Raw genomic sequence first — 12,850 nt, 5'->3', positions numbered from 1 at the left:
AGGAAGGAATGATGTAAATGTACGTTGATGTGATTCTTAGCCCTTGTGATGGCAGGATTGAAAAAATTTCAATATCCAAAAATTCCAGATTTTACGAATGGGAACAATTATTTCAGATTAAGAAGGCAGATGGAAGTGTGGAAATCATTGATATTGGTGTCAGCGGGAAAATAGAAACTTTGGAGGTATTGGAGGGCGAACCAGTGGTGGCCGGCGAGGTCCTCGCCTATTTTAAAGAAGATTTATTTGTGACCGGCAGCGATTAATATAAAACGAAAAGAAGATGAGATGATTCATCTTCTTTTTGTTTTATCCGATAATCCTCCACTTCTCTCTTATCATGGTCCCCTATACCCCAATTTTGCAGAAACCCGATTCCCAGTTTCCATCACATTCTTAATGAGGAAATCGAGTCTTTCATCTGTCAGGTTAAAACTGACAAAACCAATGCTCACCGCACCGTGAACCTCCCCGAAATGGTTCAATATCGGTACGGCAACAGAACATGTTCCCTCTGTTCTTTCACTGTGACTGATCCCATGTCCCTTCGTTTTAGTCTCTTGCAATATATCCCAAAAAGCTGCTCTTTCTTTAGTTGGCAGAAGAGCATCTACGATTTTTTTCGTTTGATTATATGGCATATATGCGAGCATCGCTTTATTGGCAGCCCCGATATGCATAGGTACACGTGAGCCAAGCTGGTCATAAACCCGGATTTGGCTCTTTTCACTGTCGATCCTTTCGATAACGAGTGATTCCATCCCGATTGGTTGGCTTAGATAGACGCTTTCCTCCACTTTGTTCATAAGCCTTTCGAGTTCAGGTCTTATTTGACTAATGTAATCCATTTTGTCATACATGCGTAAACCATATTCGAGCCAAATATTCCCCAAACCATATTGTTTGGATTGCCCGTCCTGTTGAATTAATCCATGCAAGGACATTGCCTTTAACAAACGATGCATGGAGCTGACAGGAAGATCACATTCTTGGGAAAGTTCCGTAATTGACAGCCAGTTTTCCGAAGAATTGGATACCAGCACCTTTATAACGTTCATGGCGCGGTCAATTGATTGCATATAAAAACCACCTATCTTTCCATACAAGTTAAATTAATTTATTTGAAAATTTAAAACATATTGACATTATACCAAAACTAAATTTATAATAAAAGAAAAATTCCTATTAGCGGAAACGTTTTCCGCTCTGCGGAAAAGGAGGGGGAGGCAGTGACATTTTGTTCGTCCATGTACAAACCATTGGAACGTGTCATTGTAAAACATCCGAAAGAAGCTTTTATTAGTCAAGAGCATTTAAGCCAAACATGGGAGAACTTCAACTTTTTGGAAGAGCCGGATTTCAACGTAGCGCTAACGGAGTATGGTGACTTTATATCCATTTTGGAGAAATATGTCCCAAACATCGATTATTTGCCAGCATCTTCGGTAGTTGGCATTGACTCCTTATATGCGCATGACCCAGTCAAATTCACTAGCCAAGGGGCCATTATTTTAAAGTCGGGGAAAGAATCGAGGCAGCCTGAAGCGACTGTATACAAGGAATACTGTAAGGAAAAGAACATCCCGATCATTGGGTATTTAACGGGTGATGCGGTCGCGGATGGCGGTGATATCGTTTGGCTTGATGATAAGACCTTGGTTGTCGGGCATGGTTATCGTACAAACGCTGAAGCCATTCGGCAATTAAAGGAAATGACCGCAAATCTTGTGGATGAATTCATCGTAGTTCAGCTTCCGCATGATCAAGGAGAGGCAGAGTGTCTCCATCTCATGTCTTTCATCAGCATGGTCGACCATGATTTAGCGGTAGTTCATTCCCGCCTTATGCCTGTATTTTTCAGAAAACTGCTAATTGAACGAGGCATTCAGCTTATCGAAGTGCCGATTGATGAGTACTTGAACTTGGGGTGTAATGTGCTTGCCATTGCTCCGCGGGTTTGCGTGATACCTTCTGGTAACGCTTACACGAAGCAAAAGTTAATCGATGCGGGAGCGACAGTTTATGAGTACAAAGGTACTGAAATCAGTTTCAAGGGCACTGGAGGTCCTACCTGTTTAACCTGCCCGGTGGTGCGTACAAATATTGATGAAGGGGGATTGAAATGAGTCAATTACTATGGGATACTCCAGAAACGCTCCGTGCTTTGTTGTGTGAACTTGTTAGCTGGGAAAGCCGGACTCTTACACCAGGGGAGCGAATGTTCCCTTATAAGGTGCAAGAGAAATTAAGGGAGCTTGATTATTTTAAAAGGAACCCGGCACACTTATCGCTTCACGAGGCAGATTTAGGAAGGAATTTTGTCAATGCCTTTTATAAACATCCCGATAGCAGGGAGACCGTAGTATTAATTAGCCATTTTGATACGGTTCATACTGAAGAATACGGTGACCTTGAGACTCTTGCATTTCAACCAGAGGAGCTCACGAAAAAACTTCATGATAGGAAAGATGATCTGCCGGAAGAAGCGCGCATTGATCTGGAATCAGGAAGGTACTTGTTTGGTAGAGGAACGATGGATATGAAAATGGGGCTTGCCCTTCATATGGCTATCATCGAAAAGGCAAGCATCGAACAATGGCCGATCAATCTCCTGCTGTTAACGGTTCCGGATGAGGAAGTGAATTCTGCGGGAATGAGGGCTGCAGTTAAAGAACTTGTGGCTTTACGGGATGAATATGACCTTTCCTATAAAATGTTTTTTAATAGTGAACCGTCCTTTTCACAGAAACCGGGTGATAATAAACATTATATTTATTCCGGAACTTTGGGGAAAATCATGCCCGCTGCCCTTTTTTATGGGAAAGAAACTCATGTAGGAGAGCCATTAAAGGGCATAACCGCTAACTATATAGCCTCGTTTCTCACGCAGCTCATGGAGTGGAACACTCTTTTTCTGGAAAGTGACCTTGGCGAGGAAACACCTTTACCCGTATCGCTTCAGCAAAAAGATTTAAAACTACAATATTCAACACAGACACCTTATCGGGCAGCCGCGCTTTATAATGTGTTCATCATGAAAAGAACAGCTGCAGAAATAATGGATCTATTCGAGCAGGTTGCGAACGAAGCAGCGATGAAATGCAATGAATCTTATAAAGAACTATGCCTGCGTGAACAAATTGAAGGTGTGGGCGAAGTACAAGTATTGCGCTACGAAAAGTTACTTTCATATGCCGAGGGCAAATTTGGCGGGAGTTTTGTTGAACAAATAAAGAGTGAAGTTAAAGGAAACAAGGATTTGGATGAACGGGAAAAATCAGTGCGGATCGCTGAAAAATTGATGATACAATGTCAGGAGCTTTCACCCGCCATTGTATTGCTGTTCGCACCGCCATATTATCCAGCCGTCAATTCGTCCGATGATCCGCTTATCATCGAATCTGTGAAATTAATGAAGGAAGCTGCAAGAAAGTTTGATGAAGAAGTCAGCCAAATTCATTATTTTAATGGCCTTTGTGATTTAAGCTATGTTCAATATACTGATGATTCTGACGGCTGGACGGCTTTTGAAAAAAATACACCAGTCTGGGGCGATACTTACAGCATTCCTTTTGCCGATATGCGAAAACTTCAGGCACCCGTACTTAATGTGGGGCCATTCGGCAAGGATGCCCATCAGCGTACTGAGCGCCTTCACATCGATAGCGCCTTTGTCCATACACCCGTTTTGCTTGAGAAGTTAATAAAGAGTATGTTTAAGTGTTTGGTTGAGAAGTGATGGTCCGACAGGAAAACTGGATTAACTAGCATTAAACTTTAACTGGGGGTATTAAGATGAATGACCTGCCTAATGGTCCAATCACTTCCAAGCCGCTTAATCAGAATAATAAGCCACTTAACCAACTAACAGAGTTGCCGGAAAAAGGGATAAATCCTTTTGTATTAATGTTTATCGTAATTGTGATAGTGACGGTTCTAACCTATATCTTACCAGCAGGCCAATATGAAAGAATTGAAAAGGATGGCCGAAGTGTAGTCGATCCCACTTCTTTTGAATTCGTAGAATCAACACCTGTGGGATTATTGGAAATGTTCAGCAGTATTCATGCAGGGATGATTGAAGGAGCGTCAATTATCTTGTTCGTCTTTTTGTTTGGCGGAGCACTGGGAATCATGCAGGCAACAGGAGCATTGGATTCCTTCATTAAATTTGTGGCTGTCCGATTCGGAACAAAAGAAAAATTGCTTATTCCGTTGATGGTATTAATCTTCGCATCATTAGGGACACTGATCGGCTCTGCTGAAGATGCATTAGTTTATATCGCCATCATTGTTCCGATGACGATCGCATTAGGCTTTGATGCACTTACTGGTTTTGCGATCGTCATCCTTGGAACATTGGCGACTGGATTCATTTCGGGCATTACGAACCCATTTAATGTTGGAGTTGCCCAAAGCATTGCAGAATTGCCCATGTATTCGGGAATGGGATTGCGAATCGCTCTTCTTGCAGTTTTTTATGTCGTTACAGTATTGTACATCTATTTTCATGCAATGAAGGTTAAAAGGAACCCTGAACTGGGGGAGTATGGGAAATTCAGGCGTGAAGAACATGGACAACTTGATAAAAACTTTAGGATGAGCAAAAGACATAGCGCTGCTTTAATTATTTTATTGGTGAATTTCATCCTATTAGTCTATGGAGTTATTAAATTAGGATGGTATATAAGTGAAATTGGCGGCTTGTTTTTATTAAGCGGGATCATAATGGGCCTAATCGGAGGCTTGACTCCGTCCAAGATGGCTAATGGTTTTATTTCAGGAGCAGGCGATATGGTTTCCGGGGCATTGATAATAGGTGTTGCTCAGACAATCTTGGTCATCATTACAAGTGGCGGCTTGCTTGATACCATTTTATATTATGCTGCAGGATTGGTTGAGCAGCTTCCTCCCGCCATAAATGCAATCGGAATGTTCATTGTCCAATTATTCCTTAACTTCATTGTTCCATCAGGAAGCGGACAAGCAGCATTGACGATGCCGATCATGGCTCCATTAGCGGATTTAATGGGTGTGACAAGACAAACGGCAGTTTTAGCTTTCCAATTAGGGGATGGGATTTCGAATATGATATTTCCGACTTCTGGAGTGCTATTGGCTGGACTGGCAGTGGCAGGCATATCATTCACGAAATGGGTAAAATGGGTATTTCCCTTTCTTTTGATTCAGGTTGCCGTAGCGATTATCTTTTTGATCATTGCTCAAAGCATACAGTATGGCCCTTTTTAAAGATCTAAAAAATCTGAATATTGGCACTAAGTGGTCAGGGAGGCATTTATGATGAAGACAATACAGGAGACAGTTGTGGATGAAGTGATTTCATGGAGACGTCATTTTCATGAAAATCCGGAACTCTCGTATCAGGAGCACCAGACTTCCGAATTCATCTATAGGAAATTAAAAACCTTTACAGGATTAGAAGTGACGAGACCTACCGAAACGAGTGTTTTAGCGGTTCTCAAAGGCGCAAAAAAATCACCCCGGAAATCGAATACCATTTCCTTTCGTGCAGATATTGATGCACTCCCGATTGAAGAGGAAGCAGATATTGAATATAAATCAAAAAATCCAGGGGTTATGCATGCATGCGGACATGATGCACATGCTGCGATGTTATTAGGCGCTGCAAAAGTCCTCTCCGGGAAAATAGACGAGATTAATGGAGAAATCAGGTTCATTTTCCAACATGCCGAAGAGGTTCTGCCAGGAGGAGCTCAGGAATTGGTGAAAAAAGGGGTCATGGAAGGAGTGGATTATGCATTTGCATTGCATGTTACTCCTTATGAACGAACAGGAACCATATGTTTAAGGGAAGGGGTATTCTGTGCAGCAGCCGATGATTTTGAAATTAAAATCATTGGGCAGGGCGGTCATGCGTCGACTCCGGAACTAACGGTAGATCCGCTTATCATTGGTGCAGAAATAACGACGAATATTCAACATATCGTTTCCAGAAAAATTTCAGCTCTTAGGACACCTGTCATTTCAGTCACCCAATTCCATTCCGGAAGTGCACTCAATGTCATACCTGAATATGCAGAAATCGGCGGTACCATTCGTTCCTTGGACGCTGATAGCCGAGTGAAAGCTAGGGAGTATCTAGAGCAAATCGTTAAGGGGATTTCAGAAGCGCATGGGGCAAAATGTGAAGTCACTTGGTATTTAGGGTATCCAGCGGTGGTGAATGATAAAGCTGCCGTTGATATTTCAAGAACGGTCATGGAAGGTATTTTTGAGGAAAATAATATCATCCAAGTTGATGATCCTATGTTTGGGACAGAAGATTTTTCGGCTTTTTCCGAAATCGTTCCCTCTTCCATGCAATTTCTAGGCGTCCATGATAATGAGTTTGGAAAAGCTTATCCTTTGCACCATCCTAAATTTAAAATCGATGAGAAGGCTTTAGGGTATGGAGTAAGATATTTTGTAGGAATAGCGGAAAAATTATGCGGTCATCAAAATAATTGAGAAAGCATGGATTAAGAAGAGACATCCCTTTTAGTTAAGTAAGGCTTTCGGTTGTCTTTTCTCTCGCTTTTGTCATAGTTAAGCAACTGCTTGAACAGCAAAAAGGTCAAAAAGGAATTTCATTTCAAAAATGTGAATTTCCCACATTTTAAAAATTAGCAACCTATTTAGGAGGAATATATATGTTTAATCACGCGATTGTAAGAAAGATTGGAAAAAGTTTTGTAAATGGCTTAACAACATCGGATTTAGGAAACCCGAATTATGAAAAAGCGCTTGTACAACACGAGGCTTATGTAGAAGCATTAAAACAATGCGGTGTGAAAGTGACCGTTCTAGAATCGGATGAGAGGTATCCTGATTCCACGTTTGTAGAAGATACCGCGGTGTTGACACCCAAATGTGCCCTTGTAACCAATCCTGGAGCAGAAAGCCGGAATGGTGAGATTAATGAAATGAAAGAAGTTTTAAAGGACTTTTATGACACAATCGAATATATTCAATCTCCAGGTATGTTAGATGGCGGGGATGTAATGCAAGTTGAGGATCACTTCTATGTTGGCCTTTCAACCAGAACGAATGAAGCAGGTGCTCTGCAGTTCAAAGATATCATGGGTAAGTATGGTTATGGCACGACCATCATTCCCCTTAAGAAATTCTTTCATTTAAAAACGGGTGTCAATTATCTGGGAGACAATAATTTATTAGTGGCAGGAGAATTCATTAATCATGAGGCTTTTTCTAGCTTTAATCAAATCATCGTAAAAGAGGAAGAAGAATATTCCGGTAACTGCGTCAGAATGAACGACTGCGTTATTGTCCCGAAAGGGTTTGAGGGTACAAAGAAAAAGATTGAAGAATTGGGATACACAGTGATTGAAGTGGAAATGACTGAATTTCAAAAACAAGATGGCGGCCTTAGTTGTCTTTCATTGAGGTTCTAAGATGGTCTGGGAGAAGGCATAGGCTAATAGATAAGATAAGGACGTGATTATATGGGGTATGGACTGGAGAATAATGATCAGCTGCAACGCTCAATGAAAAGACGCCATTTATTTATGCTTTCACTTGGCGGAGTAATTGGTACAGGCCTTTTTTTAAATGCTGGCTATACGATTAACCAAGCGGGGGCAGGAGGAGCCCTGATCGGTTATCTAGCAGGCGGTCTTATTTTGTATATGGTCATGGTCTGCCTTGGCGAGCTAGCCGTTCATATGCCGGTTACAGGATCATTCCAAAAATATGCTGCCGAATATATTGGGCCTTCCGCTGGTTTCTCTCTAGGATGGATGTATTTCGTAGGCTCAGCCGCAACTGCAGGAGTTGAATTTACGGCAGCAGGAATATTGATGAAACAATGGTTCCCCCATAGTCCTACCTGGATTTGGTGTGCGGTGTTCATAGTGCTTTTATTTACATTGAATGCATTAACGACAAGAGGTTTTGCAGAGGCGGAATATTGGTTCGCTGGAATAAAAATCGTTGCAGTGATTTTGTTTATCTTAATTGGAATCGCTGGTATCTTTGGTTTTGTCTCTTTATCTGATCGTCCAACCCCATTCTTCGAGAATTTGGCACCTTCTGGTCTATTTCCAGCTGGCGGCATTACAATTATCTTTGTGACAATGATGAATGTAATATTTTCTTATCAAGGCTCAGAACTTATAGGAATAGCGGCAGGTGAAAGTGAAAAACCTGAAGAAAACATTCCTAAAGCCATTCGAAACGTACTATTTAGAATCATTGTTTTTTACATTTCATCCATTATCATTCTTTCCGCCATATTCCCTTCTTCGGAATTAGGTTTATTGGAAAGTCCTTTTGTAACTTTGATGAAGATAGCGGGGATTCCTTATGCAGCAGGTATCATGAATTTCATTATATTAACAGCCATTCTTTCAGTGGGGAATTCATGTCTTTATGCATCTACAAGGTTGCTTTGGTCGATGGCCCATGATGGGATGGCACCAAAAGTGTTTGGTCTATTGTCCAAAAGGAAAGTTCCCTTGAATGCCCTTCTTTTTACAATATGCTTTTCGCTTCTCTCGTTATTGACTAGCTTCATTGCGGCGGATACTGTGTTCGTGATACTAATGTCCATAGCGGGTATATCCGTCACGATTTCATGGATGGGAATTGCTTTATCGCAATATATGTTTAGAAAGAAATTTATTAAAGCGGGTGGCAAAACGGAAGACTTACAATACATAGTACCGTTTTACCCATTCGTCCCGTTGTTTTGTTTAGGCTTTTGTTCGCTGATTCTAGTATTCCTTGCCTTTGACCCCACTCAAAGAGTTGGACTGTTTTATGGAATAGGATTTTTGGTAGCCTGTATATTATCCTATAAATTTAAATTGGCTAAGAAAGCAGAGTCGAACACGAACTTGGAAAATGAAAAAATATTGTAATAGAGTCCCTATATTGATTGCCCGTTTGTATAAAAGGTTAGCCAGTTATTACTGGTTAACCTTTTTTTAATCTTGTAGCTGCGGTCACTTGAATGATTATTTGGGAGGGGAATACTGACATTTTGACGAAATAGATGAATATCATATTACGAACATAGGAAGGAGGAATGGGAATGTCTGATAACAAAGTGACTAATAACATCACAACGAGTATAGAGGGGCGCGATATTTGACGGGCAGCGGGACCTTGTTTTTTCTGAGCACTGGCTGGATGGTGGGGACCGAGTGGATGGCAAACGGAAAATCGGGTAATTAATTTTAAGACTGACGGCGTATGGCATTATTGCATGCGGTGCACAAATGAAAACCAAGGTGAATTTTATGGCCAAGAATCTTGGGGGAAAGCTGTTTATCAAGAAATAACCGTACCCGAGAAGATTGTCTTAACGGACATGTTTGCAGATGAAGAAGGCAACGCAGCCGACGGTATGCCAGTTATACTGGTAACGTTGACGTTTGTTGAACACGAGGGTAAGACAAAACTCATCATGTGTTCTCGATTCGCTTCAGTCGAGGGGCTTCAGCAAGTAATTGGAATGGGTATAATCCAAGGATGTGCCTCACAATTTTACCGCCTCGACGACCTGCTGGATAAGCTTCAGGAGCTGTGGTAAAAAGGTATGGGTGCTATTTAACAACTCGTGTCAATGAACCTAACATATGCGAATCTTACAAGCAGGATCGCTTTTTTCTTATGCAGCTAAGGACAATGAAGCATGTGGAGAGAAGGAAAAGAAAACTATACAATTAAAAATGGGGGAAGTAATGAAAATCAATCACATAAATTTAACTGTTAATGATGTTACAGCTTCACGCGACTTTTTAGAAACATACTTTGGATTGACATGTGCAGGAAGTAGGGGAGATGGGTTCGCTGCAATGAAAGATGATGATGGTTCCATATTGACTCTGATGAAAGGAAGCAATGTACTATACCCCAAAACTTTTCATGTTGGATTCATTCAAGAAAATGAAGAACAAGTTAACAGGATCAATCAGAGGTTGAAGGAGGATGGATTCAAGGTAAAACCTCCACAACACATACACAGATATACTTTCTACGTGGAAGCGCCAGGAGGATTTAACGTTGAAGTACTGTGTTAAAAGTATAAGGAGATGAAATGCCGTTTTCAAAAGATGAATGAGGTGGAAAAACTGAAAAAAATGGTAGTGAAAGTACTAAAAATGATGGATTTACACAAAATATTACTGCAATGGAAATGCAAGAATTTGTTCAAAATCAATTGATGGAAAAAATGAAAATACCTACATTCATTGCAATCTAGGGAAGCTCCAAAGTTGGAGCGATGGATGTAGTCATGCTCTAGAAATCCACCATGCATCTCTAAGGTACTTGATTTTAAAAAGATCTTCTATTTATTCTTGAATCATTCACAATTTTACTAAATGATAATATACGAATTTAAGGGCAATACTACTTAAGAATTGTAGTATTGCCCTTAGTTTTTCACAACTGATGATATTGACAATGAATTGAGAAAATCAGGAATGAAGGGGCTTGACAAGTATTTTTTTGAAATTTGCTTCTTCCCATCCTATCGTGGAGACGTTAAGGTGGTATATCGGACTTTGTTTACGCAAACCAAATCCATTCATGATAAGATAAATAAATCAAATACTAGTAAGGCGGGGTGGAGTCAGTCAATTCTGGATCCTCCCTGCCTTTTTTGCCCACCCGATATTTGGAGGTTTTATTTTGAATGTTATCGCAAATAAATTTAAAAAAATGGGATACAAGCATGTTTCTTTGTACGCCGTCATAGCACTTTGTTTTGTCTTATCTGTTTTCTTTGTTCATTACAATTATTCATTCTATGAACGCCCAATAGCCAAAGTCATTAAAACAAATCTGGAAAATACAACTGAATTGAATGATATGTATCAAAATGAAGATCGACTATTTACCCAGAGTATAATAGCCGAATTACAAAATGGAGAAGAAAAAGGAAAACTTATTCATCTAAAGAATGAATATTCCTCATCCGGAGCGTTTGATCAAGAATATCGAGTTGGAAATGATTTATTTGTTTCGATTGATACGAAGACAAAAGGAAATAAAGAGTTGACTGGAACCATAAAAGACGTAAAACGGGATAAATATGTGTTGATCGTAGCATGGGTTTTTATTTTGACATTACTTATCGTTGGAAAAAAACAAGGCCTGCTTTCAATTATTAGTTTGGCAGTCAATGCCATACTATTGTCATATGCATTAGATTTTTATTTGAATACATCAAACATTGGTTTGGTTTTGATATGCAGTATAAGCATCATACTATTTACGGTCTTTTCCCTTTTACTAGTTAATGGTTTTAATGAAAAAACATATGCAGCCGTTATTGCGACACTGTTAGGGACATTTCTATCTCTGCTCATTGCTTATCTTGTTATGTGGTTAACTTCCGAAAAGGGCCTTCGATATGAAGAGATGCAATTTATCACTCGTCCTTATAAAATGGTGTTTTTGGCAGGGTTATTTATCGGTTCTTTAGGAGCCGTAATGGATATAGCCATTACCATGTCTTCTTCGATTTTCGGGTTGTATGAAAAGAATAACCATATATCACTAAAAGCACTTAAAACTTCAGGATTAGAGATTGGAAAAGACATAATGGGAACCATGACAAATATTTTGTTTTTTGCCTATATAAGTGGTTCCATTCCTATGATTATTTTGTATTTGAAAAATGATTCCCCATTAGGTTTTACCCTTTCCATGAACCTCACATTGGAATTGGCCCGTGCCCTAGCTGGTGGTATCGGAATCGTGTTAACTATCCCGATCGGTCTATATGTCTCTATTTTTTTCATTAATCGAAAGAGGGAAAGATAATGAATGTATTAGTGTTGCTAGCGTTTATACTATTTATATTAATGATCTTGATTGGCGGAAAAAAAGGGGCACGTTCATTTTTTGCTTTGTTCCTAAACTTCGGTGTGTTACTTTTCACCATCATTTTTATGACTAATCCATATATTGATCCGTATATCGTAACATTGGCTGCATGTACGGTGATTAGTTATATTAATTTATTTTTCATTAACGAAGTGAACAGTACAACAAAAACAGCATTCATTTCTACTATTATCACGATTGTTATTGTCCTCTTTTTTATTGTCATTGTGACCGAAAATGCGATGATACAAGGTTTCGGTGAAGAAGAAATAGAAGAGCTTAGCATCTTTTCCCTTTATATTGGGGTGGATTTTGTTAAAATTGGAGCTTCAGTAATTATTATGAGTACTATTGGCGCGATAATCGATACAGCCATGGCCATTGCATCTCCCATGCGAGAAATGCATCATCACCATCCATCCATTAGCAAGAAGGAATTATTCACATTTGGATTGAGTATTGGGAGGGATATTTTAGGGACATCTACGAATACACTATTTTTTGCTTTCTTTGGAGGCTATTTGGCATTGCTTATATGGTTTAAAGATTTGTCCTATTCTGTTGGGGAAATAGTAAACTCAAAAATATTCAGTGCTGAAATGATCACAATATTTTGTGCTGGAACCGGAGTAGCCCTGATAATTCCTATTACAGCCTTGATTACTGCTTATTTTTTGGTGAAAAAAGGAGAAAATAAAGAGAAAGCTATATAGGTTCATGGCAAAAAGGCTTATGGGCACTCATTTGTATAATCGGAATAAGTCTTTGTTTTTTTGGCAAATGATCCATATTCGGCGGGATACGCTTAACCGTTTCATTTTTGAGGACGGTTGGTGGAGGAACAAGATGCCATATTGCCTATATAAACCTACAGCCATTTTAATTGCTTGATGTATATATATGGTTTGATAATAACGAAAAAGCTGACTGCAGAAGCCCGTTCAAAACGGCTCCTGTTATCAGCTTTTCTTTT

The 12,850-nt window shown here is 39.7% G+C and carries 12 protein-coding genes; 11 read left to right on the top strand and 1 reads right to left on the bottom strand.

Annotated features, from left to right (window positions below; genetic code table 11):
- The first annotated feature begins 17 nt into the window (after positions 1–17).
- Positions 18–266, top strand: a complete 249-nt coding sequence (locus NYE65_RS01815; RefSeq protein ID WP_057277871.1) for a hypothetical protein — start codon at positions 18–20, stop codon at positions 264–266.
- Positions 267–338: 72 nt separating this feature from the next.
- Here NYE65_RS01815 and NYE65_RS01810 read toward each other — a convergent pair whose 3' ends face one another.
- Positions 339–1,079, bottom strand: coding sequence for an IclR family transcriptional regulator (locus NYE65_RS01810; protein ID WP_098865372.1), 741 nt, complete (start codon positions 1,077–1,079; stop codon positions 339–341).
- Between the two features lie 168 nt (positions 1,080–1,247).
- Here NYE65_RS01810 and NYE65_RS01805 point away from each other — a divergent pair, with 168 nt between their 5' ends.
- From NYE65_RS01805 to NYE65_RS01760, 10 genes are all read left to right on the top strand, one after another.
- Positions 1,248–2,126, top strand: a complete 879-nt coding sequence (locus NYE65_RS01805) for a dimethylarginine dimethylaminohydrolase family protein (protein WP_340862078.1) — start codon at positions 1,248–1,250, stop codon at positions 2,124–2,126.
- The gene (locus tag NYE65_RS01800; RefSeq protein WP_340859640.1) at positions 2,123–3,739 is read left to right on the top strand and encodes a M20/M25/M40 family metallo-hydrolase; all 1,617 of its coding nucleotides are present in this window, start codon (positions 2,123–2,125) and stop codon (positions 3,737–3,739) included. Before NYE65_RS01805 ends, NYE65_RS01800 begins: the two co-directional genes overlap by 4 nt.
- Before the next feature lie 167 nt (positions 3,740–3,906).
- Positions 3,907–5,250, top strand: coding sequence for a YfcC family protein (locus NYE65_RS01795; protein WP_226990525.1), 1,344 nt, complete (start codon positions 3,907–3,909; stop codon positions 5,248–5,250).
- A gap of 51 nt (positions 5,251–5,301) precedes the next feature.
- Complete coding sequence (locus NYE65_RS01790; protein ID WP_445670393.1) at positions 5,302–6,489, top strand: amidohydrolase; 1,188 nt, start codon at positions 5,302–5,304, stop codon at positions 6,487–6,489.
- Between the two features lie 182 nt (positions 6,490–6,671).
- On the top strand, positions 6,672–7,433 hold the full coding sequence (locus NYE65_RS01785) for a dimethylarginine dimethylaminohydrolase family protein (protein WP_034307753.1): 762 nt from the start codon (positions 6,672–6,674) through the stop codon (positions 7,431–7,433).
- A gap of 51 nt (positions 7,434–7,484) precedes the next feature.
- A complete protein-coding gene (locus NYE65_RS01780; protein ID WP_340859638.1) occupies positions 7,485–8,900 on the top strand; it encodes an amino acid permease in 1,416 nt (471 codons plus the stop codon).
- Positions 8,901–9,163: 263 nt separating this feature from the next.
- Positions 9,164–9,574: an SRPBCC domain-containing protein gene (locus tag NYE65_RS01775; protein WP_340862077.1), complete on the top strand. Its 411-nt coding sequence runs from the start codon at positions 9,164–9,166 to the stop codon at positions 9,572–9,574.
- A gap of 151 nt (positions 9,575–9,725) precedes the next feature.
- Positions 9,726–10,064 (top strand): VOC family protein, encoded by a 339-nt coding sequence (locus NYE65_RS01770; protein ID WP_328178600.1) that lies wholly within the window; start codon positions 9,726–9,728, stop codon positions 10,062–10,064.
- Between the two features lie 613 nt (positions 10,065–10,677).
- Positions 10,678–11,814 (top strand): YibE/F family protein, encoded by a 1,137-nt coding sequence (locus NYE65_RS01765; RefSeq protein WP_445670392.1) that lies wholly within the window; start codon positions 10,678–10,680, stop codon positions 11,812–11,814.
- Positions 11,814–12,590: a YibE/F family protein gene (locus tag NYE65_RS01760; protein WP_340859637.1), complete on the top strand. Its 777-nt coding sequence runs from the start codon at positions 11,814–11,816 to the stop codon at positions 12,588–12,590. The genes NYE65_RS01765 and NYE65_RS01760 overlap by 1 nt, the downstream gene beginning before the upstream one ends.
- Positions 12,591–12,850: the final 260 nt, after the last annotated feature.

This window comes from Peribacillus sp. FSL R5-0717, from assembly GCF_038002945.1.
Taxonomy (GTDB): Bacteria; Bacillota; Bacilli; order Bacillales; family DSM-1321; genus Peribacillus; species Peribacillus frigoritolerans.
The sequence above is the reverse complement of the archived record's forward strand: the minus strand, read 5'-3'. Positions and strand labels throughout refer to the sequence as shown.